A 23,129-nucleotide genomic window follows, 5' to 3' on the forward strand; every position below is an offset into this window, starting at 1 on the left:
CTCTTATTTTATACTTCAGTTTATGTAGCGGTAACTTGGTTTATTGACTATTTTTACCCGCGTTCTGCGCATTCCAAACGCCTGCTTTACGGAAAAATATGCGCTGCGCCGCCTGTCCATTCCATAAAATATTTACCGGCACAGAGGAGCTTACGCCGCCCCGTGCCGTTTTTGCTTATCTCCGGTCCGCTTGACGATCAGCAGATGCAAGCCGAACAGCAGTACCATCACCGTTCCGCTGGCGATAAACGGCGCGCTGTGGCTGACCGAATCCCACAGGCGGCCGGAAAGAATCGGGCCGAATACCATCCCTGAGCCTTGCAGCGTCAGGAACAGCCCCCAGACCGTGCCCCGCTCGCCTTTCGGCACCTGCTTGGCAACAAAAGCGTTCCAAGCGGGCAGAATCAGCGCATAGCTAATGCCGACGAGCGCAACGGCGATAAAGACAAGCGGAAGCTGCCGCACCTGCGAGAAAAAGGCCAGCGAACCCGCGCCTAGCAGGAAGCCGATGTTCAGGAACGTCTTCGTGCCGATCCGGTCGACCAGCTTGCCGGCCGGGATCAGCGTCAGCACGGTGATGCCGCCGCCGGCGATCAGCAGCAGGTTAAACTGGATCGGCGTCACGTGCAGCTCATTGCGGGCAAACAGCGTCACGACCGGCGTCATCAGTCCGATCGCGAACGCCTGCAGGAAGAGAGCCGGAAACAACCACCGGCTCACCGTCAGGGAGCCGCGGATCTGGCGGGCCGTCCGTTTGAGGCTCGCCCAGGGACTGAGCCTGCGCCCTTCCGCATGCGCCGGCTCGTTGCCGCGCACCACCGCGTGGGGCGCCTCGCTGCCGATCCGCGACGGCAGCAGCATCGAAACCGCGGTGACGAGTGCAGCACAGGCCATAAGTACCAGAAAGGCCGCGCGGTAATTTTGCCCGTCGTGGTCCATCATAAAGTTAACGACGATCGGACCGATGCCGGTACCGGCCAGGGAGGCCATCTCCACCGCGCCCATCGCCGCGCCGCTGCTGCCGCTTTGCGTGGAGCCGGCAAGCTCCGTAATGCCGGTCATCGTGCACGGCCACAGCGGCGAGGTGCCGATGCCGAGAATCAGGCAGGCCGCAGATAACGAAACCGGATTTTCGGCATAGATTATGATGCCTACAGCTACAAGGATCAGCATCAGGGCCCCGGCCATTGTCCAGCGGTAACCGATGCGCTCCATCACCCAGCCGAACGGGCCGCGGAACAGGTTATCGCCGAGATACTGCAGTGCAAACGACAGGCCGACGACCGTTACCGAGAGGCCCAGATGATTTTCCATATAGACGGGCAGTAGGGCGACAAGCAAGGAACCTTTTACGAATTCGACCAAAAAAATAATGATCCACATTTCGACAATAAACGGGGAGGCCAGGCTAATATGCATCCGCTGAGCGATTTTTCCCGACATAATATCACATCCTAGTAATATGGTGATTGATTTGTTATACTGATGCTTGCTTGAAAAAAACTCTTCACGAAAGGTTGTGACAGCATTAAATGGATCAGAATTGCACTCCCCTCTTCACCGCTCTTAAAAAGCATGCCGCCGGAAACCCTGTACAGTTTCACATTCCCGGGCATAAGAAGGGGCTAGGAACCGATGCCGAATTCCGTGAGTTTATCGGCGATAACGCTCTATCCATAGATTTGATCAATATCGCGCCGCTTGACGATCTTCATCAACCCAACGGGGTAATTCTTGAAGCGCAAAGGCTGGCCGCGAGGGCTTTCGGTGCCGACTATACGTATTTTAGCGTACAAGGCACGAGCAATGCCATCATGACAATGATCCTCTCTGTCTGCTCGGAAGGAGACAAAATCATTGTGCCGCGCAACATTCACAAATCCGTGATGTCGGCCATTATTTTCTCCGGAGCGAAGCCTGTTTTTATCTCACCCGTACGGGATGAGAATCTTGGGATAGACCACGGCATTACCACCAGTTCGCTGGAAAAGGCGCTGAAGCGCCATCCGGATGCCAAAGGAGTCCTTGTCATCAATCCGACGTATTTCGGCGTATGCGCCGACCTTCGTTCGATCGTCGATCTGGCCCACAGCTACGGAGTTCCCGTATTGGTGGACGAAGCACATGGAGTGCTGATTCATTTTCACGAGGATTTGCCGGTGTCGGCTATGGAAGCCGGCGCAGACATGGCGGCAACCAGCGTTCACAAGCTGGGCGGGTCCATGACCCAAAGCTCGGTACTTAACGTTAACGCCAAAACCGGCCTTGTAAACCCGCAGCGGGTGCAAACGATCCTCAGTATGCTGACAACCACATCGACATCATATATTTTGCTGGCTTCGCTGGACACCTCCAGACGCAATCTGGCGCTGCACGGTCATGAAATGGCCGAGCGGACGATCGCCTTGTCCAACTACGCCCGCGAGCAAATCAACGCCATCGACGGCCTGTACAGCTTCGGCCGGGAAATTATCGGCACGGAAGCGACCTACAACCTCGATCCGACCAAGCTGAACATTCACGTACGCCATCTCGGCATCACCGGTTACGAGACCGAAAACTGGCTGCGCGACAAGTACAACATCGAAGTCGAACTTAGCGATATGTATAACATTCTTTGCCTGATTACGCCTGGGGATACCCAGGAATCGGTAGATAAGCTGATTTCAGCCATGCGCGTGCTCTCGGCGATCCACTACAGCAAAGGCGAAATTTATGAACTTAAGGTGCAGGTGCCGGAAATTCCGCAGCTCGCCTTAATCCCGCGAGACGCCTTCTATGCCGATACGCAGGTGGTACCGTTCCGCGAATCCGCAGGCTACATCATCGCCGAGTTCATTTACGTGTATCCGCCAGGGATTCCGATCCTGCTGCCGGGCGAAGTCATCACCCAGGATAATATCGATTATATCCGTGACCACGTGGAAATCGGCCTCCCGGTAAAAGGGCCCGAGGACCGCAGCATCAACTTCGTCAAAGTTGTTGTCGAAGCCAAGCCGATCTCCTGATCGGCTTTTTTTATGCAATCAAAAACAGTCCCATGATCCACGGACGTGGAGGATGGGACTGTTTGTTTGCAGCCGGCAATAACCGGAAAAGAATCTATTCTTGTTGCGCCAGAAGCTCGTTATAAGCGGCTTCTACGGCGTTCCATTCTGCTTCGTCTTCGATATTGTAAAGCACCATTTCTTCGTTTTCTTCTTCCATGCGCAAAATAATGCCGTCCGCTTCCGGATTCTCGCGTTCGAGCAACAGCGCGTACAATTTCTCGCCGACGTCAAACGTTTCTACCAGCACCATTTCCACATCTTCGCCCTGCTCGTTGGTCAGAGTCAGCACAAACTCCTCGTGCTCATGGTCGTGATCATGTCCGCAACCGCATGCTTCACCATGTTCATGGCCATGCTCATGTTTGTGATCGCTCATTGAAATACCTCGCTTTAAGTTGAATTATCCTACAACAGGTATCGTAACACGGTTGCTTGGCTCAGGTCAATTTATGCAAATAAAGCGGGGGAATCCATGCTGAATCAACGTGCGGTAATCACTTTATCGGCGACCAGCGTATAGTCGCTTTTGGATGTTTTCATATAGAAACCGACATGATATTTCCCTGCGTCTTTGAAGTCATACGTAAACTCGGGCGTCGAGAACCAAAAATCCTCTTTGGACGAACCATTGGTATCCTCGGAAATGTCCTTCGTATTGCCCGAAGGGTCGGTAACCGCTACTTTAACCGCCGCCACATCATCGGTAAGGCTGTCCACCTGGGCCAGCACCTTGATCTTCAGCTTGCCGATATTCACGTTGCCAAACACCTTACCGTCGCTGAACAATACAATTTGTACGTTCGGCTTCAAAATCGTCACTTTACCCGAGCCGTCCCAACTGACGATTCCCCCCGCTTCTCTCGCCGGGATATAAGCCTTTCCGTCCATTAAATATCCGCCGTCGGCAATTTCCTTGCCGTTGCTCCATACTCTGATTTTTTGGCTTACCGCATCCGCGTACAAAAATGAGCTGCCCATCAAGGAGAATACAGCTACACAGATCGCTATTTTTTTCCATCTCATCGCCAAAGACCCTCCAAATAATTCATGCTGTTAATATATACTACCAATGTTGCCACAAGTTGCGGCGCTTTGAAGCTAATTTTTACAATTCTTTTCGAAACCGGATTCGGGAAAAATACAAAAAAACCGGAGCCCAGCGCCTTCGAGGCGAGTGATCCGGCTTGTTCCGTCTATGCGATTGTAGCCCTCTTAGAATTGCGGCAATTCCGAGAGATTATTCGTAGGATCTCCGTCGGCGTCGCCGCGGATATGCAGCTGCCCGTCCTTGGCTTTAAACGCGTTCACTCCGGCAATCCGGCCGGCTTGAACCTCCTGAAGCGCCTGCCCGTAGTCCAGCTCCCGTCCGGCCGATGTTCTGAACCGGATCAAATCTCCGTCATTGTTCCGCTGCGCGGCGATAAAACGTTCGCGTTCCTGCTCCATCTTCGCCATCTCTCCTTCGGTTAGGAATCCATCCTGCATAGGATGGCTCCTACTTAAAAGGAATATACGCTGAAACCTAGTGGGCCGTTAGCGGCTTCTGCATACGCACATGCAAAATGCCCGCGTCGTAAAACGGCGCTTCGGAGATTACTTCATAACCCAGCTTCTTATAGAAAGGTTCCGCCTGACACTGAGCGTCGAGTATGGACGATTCCAGCCCCAGCTCCCGGGCCAGCTCTTCCATCGCCAGCAGCAGCACCCTGCCGTATCCTTTGGTGCGGTATTCCTTGGACACGGCGATCCGCTGCATTTTGGCGGTGCCGGCTTTGTAATAAATCAGGCGCCCGGTCGCAACCGGCAAGCCGTCTTCCATCAGCAAAATGTGATGCGAGTGGTCGCCGATTACATCGTATTCGTCAATTTCTTCGGTTTCCGGCACCTTTTGCTCTTCTACAAACACTTTTTTTCGGATATCCAGCCCCAGCTGAAGCTGTTCTTCGTTTTTTACATGCACGATTTCTGCCGCCATCTGCAATAGGTCCCTCCCTGTGTTCAACTACCATAGATGTCCTATTATACAGAAAAACCGCCGGCGCTGTACAGCGGTGCAGAACCTTAAGGCTCAGCGGCGCTCCATTTCCTCAGTCCAGCGAATATACTTCAGCCGGTATCGAACGGTCGTACACGTCGCTCATGACCGGCGACAGCGGCCCATAAGCACCGCCATCCAGACTTTTGCCCGTGCCGCGATCCCAAATTTCCGAATCCGCCGGGGCCTCGCTTTCAGCGGAACATCCGGCAAGACTCATCAGCAGCATGCCGGCCAATCCCCGTCGTACCCATTTCTGATGCATGTGATCCCTCCTGTACTACCGATCGGTGCGGAATTGCCTGTGACAATACCATCTTTGACGAATCGGCTTTTTCCTAAACGGAGGAAAGATTATACATTGATATTCCCGACGACATGAACCAGATAGATCATGCCCCCTAGAATGCTGGCCAGCGCAAAGTACGCCACGCCGTATCTCCAGCGCGTACCTGCAGGCACATCGTAATATTTATCGTTCTCATACAACTTGAAATGCACTTCGCAGCGGGCCTTGAGCTGAAAACCGTTATAGGTTTCAAGCTGATCGACGCCCTTAACCTCCACCTTCTCAACCAGGCACTGAACTGGAAGCGCCGCCGTGCCGCTGTAATTCAGGCTATCCCAATGAATCTCGAGGATTTGCTGCCGTTCCAGGTTAGAGTAGGTTGTAAAAGGAAGCTCCCGCCGGTGATCCGGACCCGGAATGAAGTACCCCTGCTCGCGCAGGGAATCCGCCGGAATGGTAAAGTTGAACGTAACGGAGTTGAGCTTGCTGTTTTTTCTCCGTTTGACGTACTTGCCGTACAAGTCGTAAGCAAACAATACCCAGATGATGAAAAACAGCACCGATTGCATGTAGATGATCACTGCCAGGCCGCCAATCAAACCGACCAGCCACAGCCAGCGCGACACCGCCGTAACAATCCGGCCGCCGTCTAGCGGATGAATCGGCAGAAGATTGATCAGGTTGAGCAGAAACCCGATGTACGCCAGCGAATACAGCAGCGGGCTGTCCAGCACATACCCCAGCGCAAAGCAGGCCGCGGCGCCAAGCGAACCCAGCAGCGGGCCGCCGAAGGCCAGATAAGCCTCCTGCTTGGCGTCAAGAGGCTGCTTTTTCATCGTAATCAGCGCGCCCATGAAAGGAACGAACAACGGGGCGCTTACCGGCAGCCCGATTCTTTTGGCGGCGATGACATGGCCCGTCTCATGAATAAGCAGCAGCAGCACGAAACCGATCGCGAACTGCCAAGGATAAATCAGGGTATAAGCCCAGATGGAGATCAGCATGGAAATGAACGGGCTGGCGATTTTGCTTAGCTTCAGCAGGGCTAAAATCGCTTTTCCCTTCACCAGCAGCATTGCCGCAACTCCGCCGAGCCACGTCCAGGTTCCCTTCTTGATATTTTTTGAGTCGCTCTGCTCTTTCCCAGCCAATCGCATCAAACCCCTTTACCTTTAACTAATAATCGGTTTCTACGCCCGGAGTACATGTTTCGTTTCAGCCCGTTGCCCGGAACATTCAAAATCCTACGGCCTTGGCAGCGCCGCTTCATCGCTATGGGACAGCCATTCTCTGGCTTTCGCGATCAGATGCGGATAAATCTGCGGGTAGGTTACCGCAAAATGGCGCCCGGTACTCCTTGATCATGCATCTCTACAATCATCTCATTGCTTTGCATTGCTTCTCCGTTTGCCTCCTGTCATTCTTGTTCCTGGCCTTCCGTCTTTGCATCACCCAGCAGCTGCCGCCAAATTTCCGCCGTGCGGTCTTCGCCAAGATAGTAGTCGGCCCTGTCCTTCGCCTGGTACAGCTCTTCGTACGGCAAAATATTGATTTTCCCCGAATCCGGATATTCCGCCACGTCAATCCCAAACGTCGTCCGCAGATCCACATAGCAGCACGGCTCAGACGTATGATTATATAATTGATGCGCCCCGTCCGCCCCGCACTCGAAAAAGACCGTATCGCCCGTCTTCACTTCCTGCAAGCCCGCAGGCGTCCGCAGCATGGCGTGACCCGACAAAATAACGAACAACTCTTCGGCGCTCCGGTGAAAATGGTAGGGGTACGAATATTTACCCGGGTCAAGCGAGCGGATTTCAAACAACAGCTGCTTCGCACCGGCGAGCTCCGATAAGCCCCGGGTCGTATGCCAGGCAAATTCGGGAACCGGCGACAACCGCGGCTTCATGTTCAATTCTTCCATTCGAAATACTTTTGGCATGGTTATCCCTCCTGCATCCAGATAATAGTACCATATATAAGTTGGGAATATTTTGTAATGGGAAAAATCATTTATACTGTGATAAAAAGTTCTTGCGCTCTTTTTTGCCTCCCCAACTGTCTTGTAGATGATGGGGGGAATGTTGGCCAAGAAATTTATTCATTTTATACTGCGCGTTAGCGTCACCGTGCACCAATTTCACTCAAAATTCAGCTCTGTTGATAGCGCTGCCAAGAAAAATTTTTAACGCTTCTCATTGCTAAAGTCACCTTTTTCGAAATACCTATGAGTGCAAATCTTGTGGTACAATTCACTTATCAGAACACTGATTGTGGAGGATTCATATGAAAAAAGTTGAAGCAATTATTCGCCCCGAGAAACTAAGAGAAGTCATCGATGCACTCCGTACAATTCAAGTCACCGGATTTACGGTTACCCAGGCCCAAGGGCGCGGCCAGCAAAAAAACACAACGGGAGTGTATAGAGGAAAATCATATACTGTCAATTTGCACTACAAAATAAAGCTAGAAATCGTTGTTTCCGACCATAAAGTCGAAGAAACGATTAAGACCATTATTGCTACCGCCCAGACCGGAGAAATGGGAGACGGCAAAATTTTCGTACTGCCCCTCCTTGAAATGTACAATATCCGAACTGGCAAAACCGATGATACGATCGACGATTTAAAATAACCCATCTATTAAAAAGTGCAAATCGCCAGGCGATTTTAACCCAAATCTATGTAAGCTAACATAACATTTGAAGTTGACATTCTCCACACTCTCCTTATATCATTACTATGTTGTAAAAGTGACAGGGAGGGTAACATCATGAACGCCGGAACGGATATAGCATTAAATACGGTTTGGGTAGTGCTTGCTGCTGCTATGGTTTTGTTTATGGAGGGCGGCTTTAGCCTGCTCGAAGCAGGTTTAGTGCGAACGAAGAACGCGGTGAATGTCACCATGAAGATTTTTGTGGATCTTACAGTCGGTGTTCTGGCGTTTTTCCTGATTGGCTTTGGAATTATGTTCGGAAAAGATTTTGCCGGAATCATTAGCTTTAATTTTTGGGGGGCTTCCCAGTCTCTGCCTATAGATTTAAATCTCCCATTATCAGCTTACGTATTATTTCAGATCGGCTTTGCCATCGCAGCCATCTCGATTATCTCCGGTGCGGTAGCTGAGCGGATGTCCTTTAAAGCTTATATCCTCATCGCCTTTTTTGTGGCAGCGATATTGTACCCGGTCTCCGGACACTGGGTCTGGAACCCGAATGGCTGGCTTGCCGGACTAGGTATGAAGGATTTCGCCGGGTCGGCCGCCATACATGCCCTTGGGGGAGCAGCCGCATTTGCCTTCGCTAAAGTTCTGGGTCCGCGCCGCGGAAGATTCAACACCGATGGCAGCGTAAACGTGTTTGCACCGAGTAATATTCCGCTAGCATCAGCAGGTACCTTTATCCTATGGTTCGGCTGGTTTGGCTTTAATGCCGGAAGCACCTTGAATGCTGCAGATCTCAGCCTTTCCGTGATTGCCCTGAATACGATGCTGGCTGCTGCTGCCGGAGGGACTTCCGCCATGGTCTACACGATGTTCCGTTTTGGCAAAGCGGATCCGAGCATGACCATGAACGGCGCACTGGCCGGTCTGGTCGCAATTACAGCTGGCTGTGCGTTTATAACTCCCTACTCAGCCATTCTCATTGGCCTGATTGCCGGTATACTGGTAATTTGGGGGACGCTTGCCATCGATAAGCTGCAGGTGGATGACCCTGTCGGAGCGGTTGCGGTACACGGAATCAACGGAGCATTTGGTACGCTGGCTGTGGGGCTTTTTGATCGACAGGAAGGCTTGTTCACCACAGGACAGTTTCATCAGCTGGGTGTTCAGCTGCTTGGTGTAATCGTGGTCATGGTATGGGGCTTTGTTATGAGCTACGCTGCGGCCAAGCTGATTCACAAAACCGTTGGTCTGCGGGTCAGTGCCTCTGAGGAGGAAGAAGGCTTGGATATGGCTATGCACGGTATCCCTGCATATAACGAGCTGGAACGGTTCAGCGATCAGCCAGGACTGGATGAAGCATTGCTCCTTAGAACCGGTTCGGATAATTAGCTGATTGCAAGTACAATTAAGAAACCTCACTTTAGAAAATGGAGTACGGCCACCCTTTCTAAAGCGAGGTTTCTTTTTGTTATGCGGGTGAGAGTGTGCATCTGCTTCAAGATAAGCGCTTCATTGTAGGCTCAGGTTCCTTGTCTGATGAATCTTTACGGAATCGGAAGTTCTTGATAACAGAACCGCTGAACAAATTGAGTCGAGCGGTAACAGGTATCAGAAAAAAAACATTGCGCTCACCTGACCTCCTGTGGTATTATAAATTTCGTTGCAGGACGGTAGCTCAGCGGGAGAGCACTATCTTGACAGGGTAGGGGTCATGGGTTCGAACCCCATCCGTCCTATATGATTTAAAAGCAAAAACCCTTATTTTATAAGGGTTTTTGCTTTTTTTATGATCTTATTTCCTGTTTATTGCCCCCGCTAATCCCGCGGATAGTTGATATCCATAATGTCCATGAAGGGGATCTTTAAGATTTCTTCATCATTTCTTACATGGACTCTCCCCGTTCTAGAATCCATATGTATGATTTGGCCTCTGCAGGCCTCTTCCCAGCCCCATACATTAAGCAGCACAATAGATTCTTCTTGGTACGCTTCCGTTAGCTGGTTCCCTAATTCCTCAAGCACAAACTCATCTCTGGTGGGTCGCTTTGGTACTTTATTTTTTGCCATCAGTTATCCCTCGCTGTCTTATTGGTGACTCTCTATTCAATGGAAGTTTGGCCTAAAATTATATTATAGAAGTTTTGTGATGGAATGGGAACCGAAATGATTAAAGTTTCTTCTGTTAAAAAAAAGCAGGGGATCGATTCTTCCTATTATAGAAGAATCGATCCCCGCCCCCAGACTCACCGCCTGCCGTTCGGCCGCGTGCCGCCTTGGCCCCCGTCTGTGCCAAAGCCGCCTTGGCCTCCCCACCCGCCCTGCATGCCCTGGCCGCCCCCAAAACCCGGACGCCCGTTCCCCCCTGAGCCGGAGCCGGTATCCGTAATCTTTTGGGCGGTAATGGCATCGCAGGAGACAAGCAGGACGGAACAAACGAGCAAAAGCAGGATTCCAATGAGGGTATATCGCTTGATCCGCATGTGTGGATCACCTCTTTCCGGTTCAATAGGATTAGCGGCCGACGAATTTTTTCATGGTATAGCTGTATGCGTCTTTAAAGCCCAGGTAAGACAACACAAGGATGAGCGGATAAACCGGGTAAATGTACCGCGATTTAATCTCCCAGAGCAGATAGAAGCTGATGAAGCCGAGCATGACCAGAATGAGCGGTGTCTCCGTGTAACGTTTGGCACGGATGCTGCCGACCAGCCTTACCAGAATGCAGGCATACATGACGATATTGAACGTGTATACCAGCCAAATCAGACCGATCCGGTAGCCGGAGCCGCCGCTGAATAAATCCGTGGCAAAGGTTGCATACATATAGCGATCCATCACGAAGTTCATCCGGCCCCCGCCGCTGGAGGAGGAGCCGTCATTGCCGATGCCGTAGCGTTCCATCTGGTAGGTCCCTTCCGTCCAGGTCCAAATCAGCTTCTTATAATACATTTTGACCAAGTCCCCGGCTGACGCCCCGGAAAGCTTGCTGCGGATCGACGCCTTGAACAGCTCCGTACTCTCGGCTTTATTATACTGGGCATCGTTTTGGTAGATGCTGTAGCTCTGGCGGTTGTCCCAGAACCCGAACGTCTCCTGGTTGATCCCCATGTTCAGCCACATGTATACCGGAGCGGAGTTGGCCGTCACCGGCTCGTCCACGATATGCGAAGCCTGCAGCGCGATATTTTGCGTCCAGTTCGGCACATTGAACAACAGCCCGGTAACGCCGATGGCAATCAGCGTTTTTTTCACGCCAAGGGACCGGATTCGAAAGAGCAAGCTTAGAACGATAGCGATCAGCATAATAACGCCGGTGCTTCTGAAATAGTACCCGGCTGCAAGCAATACGGCCGCGATCGCGATATCCTTAATGGCCCTTGTACGGAGAAACCGTACGGCGAAATATAGCGCGCTGGTCAGAAACGAAGTCGCAATCACATCATTATAAATGAAATTGCTCATAAACAAGGACGGCACATAGGTTGCGGCCATGACCAGAACGCCGTAGTCGTTCCCTTTGTCTCCCCGGTTCAGCTCCTTGTACAACAGATACGCCGTCAGCGTCGTGACCAGCGAGAACAGGATATTAAAGCCTTTGATCACGAGATAATTATCCGGGAACAGCTGGAGCAATGTTTTCAAATACAGGACAATCGAATAATTAAACGGAAACATATGCAGGTAACCCGTGGTTTCGAAGGTCGAATAGTCATGATTGTACAGCATGCTCCTGGCCAACGACAGCACCGTCTCGGAGTCGTCCGTAGGCAACCGGGTAAACAGGAATATGATCGCCACCTGAATGGCGCAAGATAGGAACAGCACCGCCGGGATAACGATTTTCCCGCTATACTCGTTTAACTTCCGGCTTAGCATAAACAGGATAACGCTTAGCGCAAGGACGGCAATGATCAACAGAATGAAGATTAAGGGCTGCTGCTTCTCCAGCACCGGCGTGTCGCCATACACGAAATAAACATATTTCGCCCTGATAAAAAAGGAGGATGCGATAAACAGCGCGATAAAGAAGGCCAGCAGGAGATACAAGCCCTTTTGAATTCCTTTTCCCATGAATAACCTCCTTAAGGCAATCTTATGGAGGCATTATACTTGCCCTAGCTGAAAATCCGATGAAAGCCCACAAAAAAAAGATCATCGTCTCCGATGATCTTAATTCACTATTCATGAATGACAAATTGCATCAATACGGTCGGTGTAATCACTTTGACCAAAGCCGGCAGTTTAATTTGCTTGATGAGCAGCGTCGACTTTATCTGAAGCTCTATGTAACGCTTGCTCAAAGGCGTGCCGTTATAAGTGATTGTATAGGATGATTCCATTATATTTCCTCCTCACTCCATACCCTGCTCCGCGGATCGTTAACGCAATGTCAACGGAAAATAAACTTTATAGAATCAGGTATGTTTTGCCGAAAAATATGGTAAAGTAAAGATTGAACGCATTAACCAGCTTTTAATCAACGGTGCGCCGGCCAGGGCGTGCCGTTGTTTGTTTTTGCCGATGCTTTAAGGATGAAACATCACCTCACTGCCCCAAAAATGATTCAGGGAACTTTTAACCCTTTCCCCTCCTGCTTGTCCTAATTATACCATTTGGTCCCAGGGTGATTTTGTCGAATATTGACGTTTAAAGTTCTTCTGGCTACCTAGTATAGATTTATCTTGACTTTATCTCCATAAAATGATATAGCCCCCTGCATCCAATGCAGAGAGCTATAATCCGAAGTTCTTTTTTAAGTATTTTCCTTTGGCGGCGGAAACATCCGAGCTGTAGTCTGTATTTTTATAACGGACTTTAAATCCGAAGATTTCCTTGTCGATCCTCTCCACGAGCTCCAGGTTGATCAAGCTTCCGCTGTGTGCCGGAAACAAATAGGGAAAGGCTTCTTTACAAGATCCTAGTGTCAGGGCTACGGAATACAACCCGTTTTGGGTATTAAACCTTGGAACTTTATAGTTGCTTTTCGGCTCCCATAGATCAAGCAATAAAATCTCTTTCTCCGGCAAGAAAAGCCCCTCACTCAGGCCTCTACCCTCAAGAATCGCTTCGGCTATGACATGCAAATGGTTTTCCTCCGCCGTATGCATAGCGACGATCTGATCCCACATATCGGCATTTTTCTTATTGACGCCAGTACTGCCGGAACCGTCCTTAAAATAGGCAATGCCCCCAAAGCTCCCCGGGCTGAAGCTATTGATATTCGACATATTAACCAGGGCGGGGCCATCAAGGGATGCGAAGGACCGAAAAACAACCGCACATTCCTCCAGCGTGGTGGGAACGGTATACGTCCCCTGCAAGGTGTAAAAGATTGGAATGTTGTAGTTGCTCTTCGGCCTCCACATTTCGATGTTCATAAGATGAGGCTCATAGAAATAATGCGGCCCATCCCCGCCAACCTTCAGTGCAGCGATTTTCCTCGGCTCCTTCATAACCTATTCGCTCTTTTTAACCGGAATGAGTTCGGCCGGAACCTTAAGGCTCCCGATAATGGTTTTATTGGTGCCGACGGATTTGCGCGCGGACTTATCGATCCGTTCCGCCAGAAAGCGGGCGAGCTTCTTCATGAGGGTACACCTCCTTTCTTGGGGAAAATGGGCAGGATCAGAACTGCCTGGATTGCAAAAGCCATCGAGATGATCGATGACTGAATCCACAATAGATTGAGAAGCACCAGCCCGATAGCCGTCAATTTGGCGAGCATGACGTTCTCCTCGCGTGCCCGGTACACAACTTCGAAATGATGGGGAGCAAACGCCAATAGCGCGGCGATGGTCGCGGTATCAAGGATCAAGCGCATGTTGCCGTCTACGCCAATCAACGGAAGGATTGCGGCGCCTAATCCGGTCACGATCGAACAAACTGTAATCGGCAAATGAACGCCGCCGGAAAATTTTCGCAGGGCAATAAACGCTCCCAGCGCCAGCAAGGCGCTAAGAACATCGCTGAATAGTACACCGAACAGAACCGTCAACAATATGCCGGCGTAGAGGTTCAGCTTCAGGCCGATCCCGTATTCGAGAACTTCGACGGATCCCGGACCGTCGGGATCATACTGCTTTATTTTTAGCGCGATATGCCTCGACAGCTTTTCTAGTGTCATCCTTGTCACTCCATCTGGAAAAATAAAATGACAGCCCAAACGCAACGGCCGCAGCTGCCAAGAGACCCAAAGGTTCAGCGGCATAAAGCAGCACCATCATTACAAATACAGTGAATAACGATATTGTGCTTGTGGCGATCATCGCCAGATTTTTGTTCGAGAAATAATTTTCTTTTCTCAGGAAGTCATGCGGCGGCACAATAATGAACGAGAACCCGTACCCCAGTTTGCTGAGCGCGAAAGAGATAAGCAGCGTGACAAGAATTGCGGTGGCTTGTACAATGTACACCTGCAATCCTACGTTCTCGCTTAAAATCTTGGTATGCGTTATCCCGGACCATACGTAGAGATAATAGACAGACAATTGTATAATCGCGTAGGCATTGATTCCGGCCCCGGCGATAAACGTGGCAATATGGACTTTAATCTGCATAACGAAACGGTAAAACAAAACAAAAAGAACATACTGCAGAGGCAGGTCAAACGCCGGGATACCCAGCACCATACGCATTGTAAACGAAAACAGGGAAATAAAAGTTGCGAAAATAAGCAGTTTATTGCGGTACTCTCCCACGGGAAGCATGAAAAGCTTCAGTATCAGCGTCAACACTGCAAACGCGTCAATTACCCCGATACCAATAAAAATCACATTATCCATTCCTTTAGCCACCATCCAACAAATATTAAAATCTTCAAATCTAATTATAGAATAAAGCTGAATTTTATAGGGTTAATTTTTTTGGAAAGTTGCATAAAATTTGCGTACTGTCCCGCGATTTCTTGACACCCTAACGTGATTGAGTTATATTATCTCCATTGAGTGATAAATCATTGACAATGAATGAAGGTGACAGATGAGCATATCCGATAATATCATGGCTCTTATGAATGAGAATAAGCTTACCCGATACAAGCTATCCAAGGTAAGCGGCGTCCCTTATACGACACTCACCCAAATTCTGAACGGGCGGACGAAAGATCCGCAAGTGGCGGCACTGCAAAAAATTGCCGATTATTTCGATATTCCCCTTGATTATATTACTTCCGATGAATTTGTTCCGGACTGGGCCACGGATAAAGACAGGCTCGATTTCAAAGTGCTCCTGGACCAGCCGCTGCCGATCATGTTTGACGGCGTCCCCATCGACGACGATGACCGGGAGCGGATCAGCCGGGTGCTGGAAGGCATGTTCTGGGACATGAAGAAATCGGAAAAAGACTGAGCGCACACAGCGCACACCAAAAAAGCCTTGATTCTTCAAGGCTTTTTTGATGTCCGGACGTTTACTGTCGGAACGCAGTATAAGATGCTCTTTTTTCATTCATTAGGCAATGCTTCGATGTCAAATCTGTCTTGAGTAGATCTTACAATATAAAGTTCATCGTAACCCTCAGCGTAAGCAGGCATTTGCAGTTTTTTCAAAGTACTCTTGAGGCCCGCCTCGCGAACCTTTTCTTTACCTTGTCTACGCTCGTTCCGTTCATACGATAGTTCATAATTGGGTTCGAAGTAGTATCCAATGATTTTATAATTGTATTTCCGGGCCAGATCAATATATTTCTTTCGTTCCTCTACTGTAGGATTCGTGTTGTCCACTACAAAAGACATGCTGGTACGAAACGAGGCTTCAAGAAATACATTCTCGCGATGCCGGGTCCTCAGCAGATCCAGATTGATCCGCATATGCGTGTTGTAAAACCTTTCTTTACAAAATGTCGACTTTCCGGAGGCTTGGATGCCGGTCAAAATGATACATTCCATGTTTATTCGCCCTTTGAAAGATAGACATGTTGGTTAATATATTCTCTGTTTTGGCTAAACACAGGGATATGATCATCGACATCCCATTTGCTCCGCACTGCTTCTCCCTTGGTATAGGATTGCTTGATGATGCAGGCCCCTCTCTTTTGCCAGACAGGTAGGTCGTTCCAGTTTATCCCTTTCTCCAGAAACAACTTATCCTGAAGCCGTTTGCTATCCAAGCCTTGAAGCTCCTTATGGGGAAAATGCGCCTGCGCAACCATAGAAACACTGTTCTTGGAGGCATCCTGCTGTCTCCACAAGAAATAATTTGTCACTTCATCCTGTGGAAGCACCCATGCCCGGCTGTCGAACGTTGCAAGCGGTTTGCCGGGATAAACCTCCCTGACGATCTCATTGAATTTGGCCGTAGCCATGGACGCAGAGATCGAAACCATCTTCTGGAGATTATTGTCGAACCACGATTGTGTCGTCAATTTGTCATAGTTGGTGAGGAGTATGGATATCTCATCGCTTTGATGGTAAACCAACTTGCAGCCCATAATGTTTTGCGCCAGGTAGATGCATGTCTTCCAGAAAGCCTGGATCAGCTTTCGTCGAATGGCTTAACCATACCGCGTGTATAGCTATGGAAATGCGAGCCGTCGATCCGGATGATGACCGGCATCCGCTCAGGCAAAGATTGCCTGAAAATATTTTCGTAACCCTTCATCCGGTTGCCAAAATCGTCTTTTTTCATATCTGCCCCTCTACTATCCGTGAGATTCCGCCATTACGGCTTATCCAATTATAAGAGATATTGGAAAAGGTAATCAACAGAATCTCTCCCACGGTTCGAGCGCTGGCAACAATCGGCCCCCGTCATTCCATTGCCCGTACAGTTTATTTGCCTTCGTGCAGGCAATCAGCTTCTCCAGTCTGCTCCTGAATACCTCCAGCTGCTTCTTGGCGCTCTGGATGGTGTCGATCCGTACCCGCCGGTAAAGCGCCGGAAAAGCCATGAAATTCTCGTATACCTCGCGGTCCTCCCGCAGCGCCTGCTCAATCCCCGGATCGATTTGGAATGATGCTTCCCCCAGATCGGGGAGCACCCTTCTTCCTTCATCACGCATTAACCCCAGCCGCTGAAGCCTACGGACGCGCTCCTTATTCAGCTCGGTCCATGAACTTCCGGGAGCTCTGGGTGACAGCCGCTGCGACAAAACCCCGTCGTGAAGCTTTTTCTTGATCCCGTCGATCCATCCGAAACACAATGCTTCTTCGACCGCATCCAGGTAGAGCAGCGTTCTGGGCTGCGGAGTGATGCTGACAGAAACCCAGCAGGCGCGCTCGACCGTGCTATTAGTTATAAGCCACGATCTTAGTTCTTCCCTGGACTGGGCCACAAGCAGCGGTTCGTTATCGTACTTCATGCTGTGGAAACTGCGCCTCTCCCGCCTGATATAAATAGAAGATATAGTCCGTCATGGTCGACGCATGGCCAAGCTGGCGCAGCATCGTCGACACATTCCCCCGGTGGTACGTTCCGTGATTCACCAGATGCAGCACAATCTCGGCCAAGCGGGTATTGCGCACGCCGGCATAAGGATTATTCAGCACGATCGTCTGCTCCAGATCCCGGGGTTCGCGGAACCAAACTTCAAATTCACCGGCCAGCTCCGCAAAACGACGCCGATACTCTTCAACAGTAGGAACAATTTGTCCGTTCAGCGGATACGTGGCCTGCAGCGCCTCCGGCATGCCGGTGCCGGTCAAGACCATATACCACAGTTTATCGACTGCATAGATATGACTCAAGGCATGCGCCAGCGTAGGAAACGAGCTGTTTACTTCCTGGCCCAGCACGGAAACGGGAAGCTCCTGAATGCGGTTCAATAAAGTTTGGTTGGCCCAGTCGTGATAACGGTACATTTCAGCGGGATAACTCATGTTCATCTTCTCCTTTCATTTCTGATGTGTGTGATCTGTCTCCATCATAAAAAAAGAAGTATGACAACAGACCGTCATACTTCCTTATATTGCTGAAGCGCCTTTTGCAGTTGTTCCCTAAGAATGCCCCGAAGCGCCGGCGGCTCCAGCACCTCCGCCCCGCTGCCGAAGCTGAGCAGGATCGCCCACAGCCATTTGGCTTCAAGCGGCTGGCTTACGAGAATCCGCAGCGTTAAGCTTCCGTCTTCGTGAAACTGCTTTTCGCTCAGGTGAAAGTGGTCCAGCACCTCCGAAAGCGCCTCCGGACGGGCCCGGATGACCACTTCCTCCATCGACGTCTGAACATCGAAGCTGTTGGCCGGATTTTCCCGGGATACGTTATGTGCTGCAAAAAATCCGGCGGTAAGCTTCAGATTCAGCATCCGCGACAGCCGGAACTCCCGGTATTCCCGGCGGGCTCGGCAAAAGCCGTACACATACCAGTTGCTGTACTTAAAATCCAGCCGGACCGGCTCCAGCTCTCGGGTCGTCCGCTCGTTGTTGGCATTGACGTAATCAAACCGGATAATCCTCTGTTCCGTGATGCCCGTACGCAGAAGGCGCAGCGCTTCTGGATCGTTTCGCCGAGTCGTGAAGTTGACCGATAGGTTCGGCGTATGCCGTTCGGGGCCGACGGTTTGCAGCCGTTCAATGGTACCCAATGCCTGGTCATCGTCAAACACGGTCGAAAGGCCGTGAAGCACGGTGATCAACGCATCGACATCGTAGGAGCGAAGCAGGCTTTTATCCATTTTGTACCCTTCGATCATGCCGAACCCGCCCTTCGTCCCCTGATAAGAGACCACGGGAAAACCTGCCGCGCAAATCGCGTCGATATCCCGGTAAATCGTCCGCGGAGAGACCTGGAATTCTTCCGCGAGCGCGGAGGCCGGCAATACCTCGTGATTCAGCAGCTTATAAATGATGGAAATCAAACGTTCCAGTTTCATACTTATCCCCCCGCCTGCTTCGATTAGAATCATTAAAGGACGGGCTCCCACTCCCAGAGTCCAAGCCGTCCATTTGCCGGGACCGGCGCCTGCAGCGGGCGGACCCCGGCAAGCTCCCATGCCTTTCGGCCGGGGGCGAAATCGCCGAAGGCTTGTTCCTGAACCGATAACGGTCTGCTTTCGGATAGGGCTTCCTTGCGCAGCACAGCCCCTTCGCCGGAACTTCCGGCTTCAGCCGTCCAGCAGTCGACAAGTGTAACTACAGCCACCACCGCACCTCTCGGCAGATTGTCCGCATGATATCGGTGTTTGGCGAGTATGCTGCGCACAGGCTCTGCTAGGCAAGCTTTGCGGTCAAGGCCTTTTCCGGCATGGATCGCCAGATCGCCGCGATACCGGGTGGCCCAGCTGCGTGTTTCGTAATGCTTCTCTCCCAGAGCGACCAGCGTCGCCCAGGGCTGGCGTATCGTAATGCATCGCATGTAAAGATTCTCCTAAGCGGTCGTTTTTACAAACTATTGTTTTAATAGTATATCGGCAAAGATTATTGTGCAAAGCCATTGCTTTCCTCCGGAATCTATTTTAAAATAGGCTCATAAACGCGCGTTTATTAAGGGGGCAATTTATGCGCAGCGAAGATATCGCCAGACTCGCCGGGGTGTCCCGAAGCACGGTCTCCCGCGTGATCAACAATTATTCCAATGTCCCTGAGGAAACCCGGGCCAAGGTGCTGAAGATCATCGAGCAGCATCAATACGAGCCGAACAGCTTTGCCCGGGCGCTAGCCGGCAAGAAGACGGATACGATCGGACTTTTTGCCGTCAGCATGAACGAGAAAGAGAATACGACCCGGATTTATCAGAACAACTATTTTGCGCCTTTCGTCGATGCCGTCGTTGACACGGCGAATGCCCGCGGCTGTTACGTACTGATTCATACGGTGTACTCTCCCGATGATTTCCCGAAGGTCAAGCAGGCGTTTCTGCAAAAGCGCATCGACGGCGGCATCATCGTCGGTACCCAGAAGGATATCGATATCGTCCGGGAGATGGTCGGTCTCGAAGCACCACTCGTGCTGATCGATTACGACATTTCGGAGATTATGTCGGAGCATCTGGACCGCAATCATCTGGCCATTGTCAACTCCAAGGATTATGACGGTACAGTCGAAGCCATCGAATACCTGATCGGCCTCGGCCACACCGAAATTGGCATGATCTGCGGACGCATGAACACCTATTCCGGACGGGAACGCTATAGCGCCTATGTGGATACTTTAAAACGCCACGGTCTTGCGCCGAAAGAGGAATACATCCTCAAGGGAGACTTCCTTAAGGAAGCAGCATATGCTGAAGTCAAGCAGCTGCTGGCCTCCGGCCTCCCGCTGCCCACCGCCTTTTTCTCCGCCAACGACGATATGGCTATTTCCGCCATGGAAGCGTTCTCGGAGTTCGGCATCTCGGTCCCGGAGGAAATGTCCATCGTGGGCTTCGACGATGTGCAGCTTGCTTCCCGCATTCATCCGAAGCTCACGTCCGTAAGACTGCCGATCTATGAGATGTCCAAGGCTGCCGTCGAGAAGATCATCGAGCTGTGCGATTCGCAGCAGCCGACCTTCAGCACAATCAGCTTTCCGGCACGGCTAGTGCTCAGGGATTCCTGCCAGCCGCCGAAGCCGGAGCAGTAAGGGTTCCACCGAAAGAGCATAGCCGGGCAAAATGCTATTCTCTTTCCGGATGAAACCGGAGTACCTCCCTAGGCCCCGGGGAATTTTTTATTCAAATCCATAAACGCGCGTTCACAATTGAAAGGAGACTTTTCTCTCATGAAATTCGGAAATTTTGACGACCTTCGCAAAGAGTACGTCATCAACACGCCAAAAACCCCATATCCGTGGATTAACTATCTCGGCAATGAGCAATTTTTCGGCCTGATCTCCAATACTGCCGGCGGTTACACCTTCTACCGCGACGCCCGCCTCAGAAGATTGACCCGTTACCGGTACAACAATATCCCGCTCGACAATGGCGGACGTTACTACTACCTGCATGACGACGGCGATTTCTGGACACCGGGCTGGATGCCGGTCAAACGCGACCTGGATTTCTACGAATGCCGCCACGGCCTGGGCTACACGTCCATTACCGGCGAGCGCAACGGAATTTCCGTGAACCAGCTTGCTTTTGTTCCAATGGGCTACAATGCCGAAGTTCACCGCCTGACCGTGAAAAATACAGGCACCGCGCAAAAATCGGTGAAACTGTTCTCCTTCGCCGAATTCTGCTTGTGGAACGCACAAGATGACATGACCAACTTCCAACGCCTTCTGAGCTGCGGCGAGGTTGAAGTGGAGAATTCCGTAATCTACCACAAAACCGAATACCGCGAGCGCAGAAACCACTATGCGTTCTATTCGGTCAACAAAGACATCGCCGGCTTCGATACGGACCGCGATACGTTCCTGGGCATGTACAACGGCCTGGACAACCCGACGGTTGTCGCTTCCGGTGAAGCGGCTAACTCTGTTGCCAGCGGCTGGTCGCCGATCGGCTCCCACGCCCTGAATATCGACCTGGCTCCAGGCGAAGAACAAAGCTTCATCTTCGTACTCGGCTACATCGAAAATCCGGAAGAAGAGAAATGGGAATCCCTGAACGTCATCAACAAAACACGCGCTCTGTCCGTGATCGCGGATTTCGCGACCGACGAGCAAGTCGACGCGGCTCTGGCTAAACTTGCAGCGCACTGGGATAACCTGCTGTCCAAATACCAAATCAACAGCGGCGACGACAAGCTGAACCGGATGGTTAACATCTGGAATCCATACCAATGCATGGTTACGTTCAACATGTCCCGCTCCGCTTCCTACTTCGAATCCGGCATCGGCCGCGGCATGGGCTTCCGCGACTCCAACCAGGATTTGCTCGGCTTTGTGCATCAAATTCCGGAACGCGCCAAAGAGCGTATCCTGGACATCGCCGCAACCCAATTCGAAGACGGCAGCGCGTACCACCAATATCAGCCGCTGACCAAAAAAGGCAACAACGAAGTCGGCACCGGCTTCAATGACGATCCGCTCTGGCTGATCCTCGGTACGGCTGCTTACATCAAGGAAACCGGCGACATGTCGATCCTGGACGAGCAAGTGCCGTTCGACAGCAACCCGGACAACACCGCTACGCTGTTTGAACACTTGAAACGTTCCTTCGAGCATGTCACGAATAATCTCGGACCGCATGGCCTGCCGCTGATCGGCCGCGCCGACTGGAACGACTGCCTCAACCTGAACTGTTTCTCCACCGAGCCGGGCGAATCGTTCCAAACGACCGCCAACATCGAAGGCCGCGTAGCCGAATCCGTGTTTATCGCGGGTCTGTTCGTCTTCGTTGGACCGGATTATGCCGAAATCTGCCGCATGCGCGGTCTGAGCGACGTAGCGGTTGACGCGGAAGCGAAGATTGAAAACATGCGCCAAATCACGCTGACCCACGGCTTCGACGGCGACTGGTTCCTGCGCGCTTACGACCATTACGGCGACAAGATCGGCAGCAAAGAGAACGAAGAAGGCCAAATCTTCATCGAGCCGCAAGGCATCTGCGTCATGGCCGGCATCGGCGTGGAAGGCGGTCAAGCTGCCAAAGCGTTGACTTCCGTAGCTGAACGTCTGGACACCAAATACGGCATCGTGCTGCAACAGCCGCCGTATTCCAAGTACTACCTGAACCTGGGCGAAATCTCCACTTATCCTCCAGGCTACAAAGAAAACGCGGGTATCTTCTGCCACAACAATCCATGGATCATGATCGGTGAAACCGTTCTGGGCCACGGCGACAGAGCCTTCGAAGTGTACTCCAAGATCGCTCCGGCGTACCTCGAAGACATCAGCGAAGTGCACCGCATGGAACCATACGTCTACTCGCAAATGATCGCCGGCAAAGATGCAGTACGCCACGGCGAAGCGAAAAACTCCTGGCTGACCGGTACAGCCGCATGGAACTATGTAGCGATTACGCAAGCGATCCTCGGCATTCAGCCTGACTTCGGCGGCCTGAAGGTAGATCCTTGTATCCCGGCTGCATGGGATGGCTTTACAATTACCCGCGTCTTCCGCGGCGACACGTACGTTATCGAAATCAAGAACCCGAACCATGTCTCCAAAGGCGTGGCCAGCCTGACGCTGGACGGCAACAAAGTGGAAGGCAACGTTATCGCTCCTGTGGGCGACGGCGCCGTGCACCAAGTCGTTGTAGAATTGGGTTAAGTTAATTAAGTTTTGGCCCGCAA

Annotated in this window: 27 protein-coding genes, 1 tRNA gene and 1 pseudogene; 7 read left to right on the top strand and 22 right to left on the bottom strand. The window is 51.2% G+C overall.

What is annotated here, in order from left to right:
* Positions 1-150: 150 nt before the first annotated feature.
* Positions 151-1,443 carry an MFS transporter gene (locus BMW84_RS08080; RefSeq protein ID WP_091066434.1) on the bottom strand — a complete coding sequence of 431 codons (1,293 nt, stop codon included), beginning with the start codon at positions 1,441-1,443 and terminating at the stop codon, positions 151-153.
* A gap of 89 nt (positions 1,444-1,532) precedes the next feature.
* Here BMW84_RS08080 and BMW84_RS08085 point away from each other — a divergent pair, with 89 nt between their 5' ends.
* Entirely contained in the window at positions 1,533-3,008 is a 1,476-nt protein-coding gene (locus BMW84_RS08085) for an aminotransferase class I/II-fold pyridoxal phosphate-dependent enzyme (RefSeq protein WP_091066437.1), read from the top strand.
* 94 nt (positions 3,009-3,102) lie between these two features.
* On the opposite strand, the gene BMW84_RS08090 is transcribed toward BMW84_RS08085, so the two are convergent.
* From BMW84_RS08090 to BMW84_RS08120, 7 genes are all read right to left on the bottom strand, one after another.
* Positions 3,103-3,426: a DUF1292 domain-containing protein gene (locus tag BMW84_RS08090; protein ID WP_091066439.1), complete on the bottom strand. Its 324-nt coding sequence runs from the start codon at positions 3,424-3,426 to the stop codon at positions 3,103-3,105.
* A 104-nt stretch (positions 3,427-3,530) separates the two neighbouring features.
* A complete protein-coding gene (locus tag BMW84_RS08095; RefSeq protein ID WP_091066443.1) occupies positions 3,531-4,073 on the bottom strand; it encodes a copper amine oxidase in 543 nt (180 codons plus the stop codon).
* Positions 4,074-4,262: 189 nt separating this feature from the next.
* Complete coding sequence (locus tag BMW84_RS08100; RefSeq protein WP_091068177.1) at positions 4,263-4,505, bottom strand: DUF3892 domain-containing protein; 243 nt, start codon at positions 4,503-4,505, stop codon at positions 4,263-4,265.
* Positions 4,506-4,572: 67 nt separating this feature from the next.
* Positions 4,573-5,025, bottom strand: a complete 453-nt coding sequence (locus BMW84_RS08105; protein WP_091066446.1) for a GNAT family N-acetyltransferase — start codon at positions 5,023-5,025, stop codon at positions 4,573-4,575.
* Positions 5,026-5,137: 112 nt separating this feature from the next.
* A complete protein-coding gene (locus BMW84_RS08110; RefSeq protein WP_091066449.1) occupies positions 5,138-5,350 on the bottom strand; it encodes a hypothetical protein in 213 nt (70 codons plus the stop codon).
* An 89-nt stretch (positions 5,351-5,439) separates the two neighbouring features.
* Positions 5,440-6,525: a site-2 protease family protein gene (locus BMW84_RS08115; protein WP_254772896.1), complete on the bottom strand. Its 1,086-nt coding sequence runs from the start codon at positions 6,523-6,525 to the stop codon at positions 5,440-5,442.
* A gap of 266 nt (positions 6,526-6,791) precedes the next feature.
* Complete coding sequence (locus BMW84_RS08120) at positions 6,792-7,316, bottom strand: cupin domain-containing protein (protein ID WP_091066453.1); 525 nt, start codon at positions 7,314-7,316, stop codon at positions 6,792-6,794.
* A gap of 344 nt (positions 7,317-7,660) precedes the next feature.
* Between BMW84_RS08120 and BMW84_RS08125 the strand changes: the two genes are divergently transcribed.
* The 3 genes from BMW84_RS08125 to BMW84_RS08135 all read left to right on the top strand — a co-directional run bounded on the left by BMW84_RS08125 (position 7,661) and on the right by BMW84_RS08135 (position 9,777).
* Positions 7,661-8,008, top strand: a complete 348-nt coding sequence (locus BMW84_RS08125; RefSeq protein WP_091066455.1) for a P-II family nitrogen regulator — start codon at positions 7,661-7,663, stop codon at positions 8,006-8,008.
* Between the two features lie 138 nt (positions 8,009-8,146).
* On the top strand, positions 8,147-9,430 hold the full coding sequence (locus tag BMW84_RS08130) for an ammonium transporter (protein WP_091066457.1): 1,284 nt from the start codon (positions 8,147-8,149) through the stop codon (positions 9,428-9,430).
* 275 nt (positions 9,431-9,705) lie between these two features.
* A tRNA-Val gene (locus BMW84_RS08135) sits at positions 9,706-9,777 on the top strand.
* Positions 9,778-9,856: 79 nt separating this feature from the next.
* On the opposite strand, the gene BMW84_RS08140 is transcribed toward BMW84_RS08135, so the two are convergent.
* The 8 genes from BMW84_RS08140 to BMW84_RS24730 form a co-directional block, all read right to left on the bottom strand.
* A complete protein-coding gene (locus tag BMW84_RS08140; protein WP_091066459.1) occupies positions 9,857-10,108 on the bottom strand; it encodes a YolD-like family protein in 252 nt (83 codons plus the stop codon).
* 176 nt (positions 10,109-10,284) lie between these two features.
* Positions 10,285-10,521, bottom strand: coding sequence for a hypothetical protein (locus BMW84_RS08145; protein WP_091066461.1), 237 nt, complete (start codon positions 10,519-10,521; stop codon positions 10,285-10,287).
* 31 nt (positions 10,522-10,552) lie between these two features.
* Complete coding sequence (locus BMW84_RS08150; protein ID WP_091066464.1) at positions 10,553-12,112, bottom strand: glycosyltransferase family 39 protein; 1,560 nt, start codon at positions 12,110-12,112, stop codon at positions 10,553-10,555.
* Between the two features lie 107 nt (positions 12,113-12,219).
* A complete protein-coding gene (locus BMW84_RS24725; protein ID WP_175498704.1) occupies positions 12,220-12,381 on the bottom strand; it encodes a hypothetical protein in 162 nt (53 codons plus the stop codon).
* Between the two features lie 393 nt (positions 12,382-12,774).
* Complete coding sequence (locus BMW84_RS08155) at positions 12,775-13,419, bottom strand: hypothetical protein (RefSeq protein ID WP_175498705.1); 645 nt, start codon at positions 13,417-13,419, stop codon at positions 12,775-12,777.
* A gap of 78 nt (positions 13,420-13,497) precedes the next feature.
* Positions 13,498-13,629 (bottom strand): hypothetical protein, encoded by a 132-nt coding sequence (locus tag BMW84_RS25145; protein WP_302848090.1) that lies wholly within the window; start codon positions 13,627-13,629, stop codon positions 13,498-13,500.
* Complete coding sequence (locus BMW84_RS08160; RefSeq protein WP_175498706.1) at positions 13,626-14,165, bottom strand: accessory gene regulator B family protein; 540 nt, start codon at positions 14,163-14,165, stop codon at positions 13,626-13,628. The genes BMW84_RS25145 and BMW84_RS08160 overlap by 4 nt, the downstream gene beginning before the upstream one ends.
* Positions 14,113-14,823, bottom strand: a complete 711-nt coding sequence (locus BMW84_RS24730; protein WP_175498707.1) for a hypothetical protein — start codon at positions 14,821-14,823, stop codon at positions 14,113-14,115. Before BMW84_RS24730 ends, BMW84_RS08160 begins: the two co-directional genes overlap by 53 nt.
* A 196-nt stretch (positions 14,824-15,019) precedes the next feature.
* Between BMW84_RS24730 and BMW84_RS08165 the strand changes: the two genes are divergently transcribed.
* Complete coding sequence (locus BMW84_RS08165) at positions 15,020-15,388, top strand: helix-turn-helix domain-containing protein (protein ID WP_091066472.1); 369 nt, start codon at positions 15,020-15,022, stop codon at positions 15,386-15,388.
* Between the two features lie 95 nt (positions 15,389-15,483).
* On the opposite strand, the gene BMW84_RS08170 is transcribed toward BMW84_RS08165, so the two are convergent.
* From BMW84_RS08170 to BMW84_RS08195, 6 genes and pseudogenes are all read right to left on the bottom strand, one after another.
* Complete coding sequence (locus tag BMW84_RS08170; protein ID WP_091066474.1) at positions 15,484-15,927, bottom strand: ATP-binding protein; 444 nt, start codon at positions 15,925-15,927, stop codon at positions 15,484-15,486.
* 2 nt (positions 15,928-15,929) lie between these two features.
* Positions 15,930-16,666 (bottom strand): annotated as a pseudogene (locus BMW84_RS08175) (tRNA(His) guanylyltransferase Thg1 family protein).
* Positions 16,667-16,739: 73 nt separating this feature from the next.
* Positions 16,740-17,339 carry a YdeI/OmpD-associated family protein gene (locus tag BMW84_RS08180; protein WP_091066476.1) on the bottom strand — a complete coding sequence of 200 codons (600 nt, stop codon included), beginning with the start codon at positions 17,337-17,339 and terminating at the stop codon, positions 16,740-16,742.
* Positions 17,326-17,856 (bottom strand): DinB family protein, encoded by a 531-nt coding sequence (locus BMW84_RS08185; protein ID WP_091066478.1) that lies wholly within the window; start codon positions 17,854-17,856, stop codon positions 17,326-17,328. The genes BMW84_RS08180 and BMW84_RS08185 overlap by 14 nt, the downstream gene beginning before the upstream one ends.
* Before the next feature lie 74 nt (positions 17,857-17,930).
* Positions 17,931-18,845, bottom strand: a complete 915-nt coding sequence (locus BMW84_RS08190; protein ID WP_091068180.1) for a helix-turn-helix transcriptional regulator — start codon at positions 18,843-18,845, stop codon at positions 17,931-17,933.
* A 32-nt stretch (positions 18,846-18,877) separates the two neighbouring features.
* A complete protein-coding gene (locus BMW84_RS08195; RefSeq protein ID WP_091066480.1) occupies positions 18,878-19,327 on the bottom strand; it encodes an ASCH domain-containing protein in 450 nt (149 codons plus the stop codon).
* Between the two features lie 143 nt (positions 19,328-19,470).
* Here BMW84_RS08195 and BMW84_RS08200 point away from each other — a divergent pair, with 143 nt between their 5' ends.
* Together BMW84_RS08200 and BMW84_RS08205 are read left to right on the top strand one after the other, a co-directional pair.
* On the top strand, positions 19,471-20,532 hold the full coding sequence (locus tag BMW84_RS08200) for a LacI family DNA-binding transcriptional regulator (protein ID WP_091066482.1): 1,062 nt from the start codon (positions 19,471-19,473) through the stop codon (positions 20,530-20,532).
* Positions 20,533-20,670: 138 nt separating this feature from the next.
* Positions 20,671-23,106 carry a glycoside hydrolase family 94 protein gene (locus BMW84_RS08205; protein ID WP_091066485.1) on the top strand — a complete coding sequence of 812 codons (2,436 nt, stop codon included), beginning with the start codon at positions 20,671-20,673 and terminating at the stop codon, positions 23,104-23,106.
* The last annotated feature ends 23 nt before the right edge of the window (positions 23,107-23,129 follow it).

It is taken from the genome of Paenibacillus sp. NFR01, from assembly GCF_900111565.1.
Lineage (GTDB): Bacteria > Bacillota > Bacilli > Paenibacillales > Paenibacillaceae > Paenibacillus_AQ.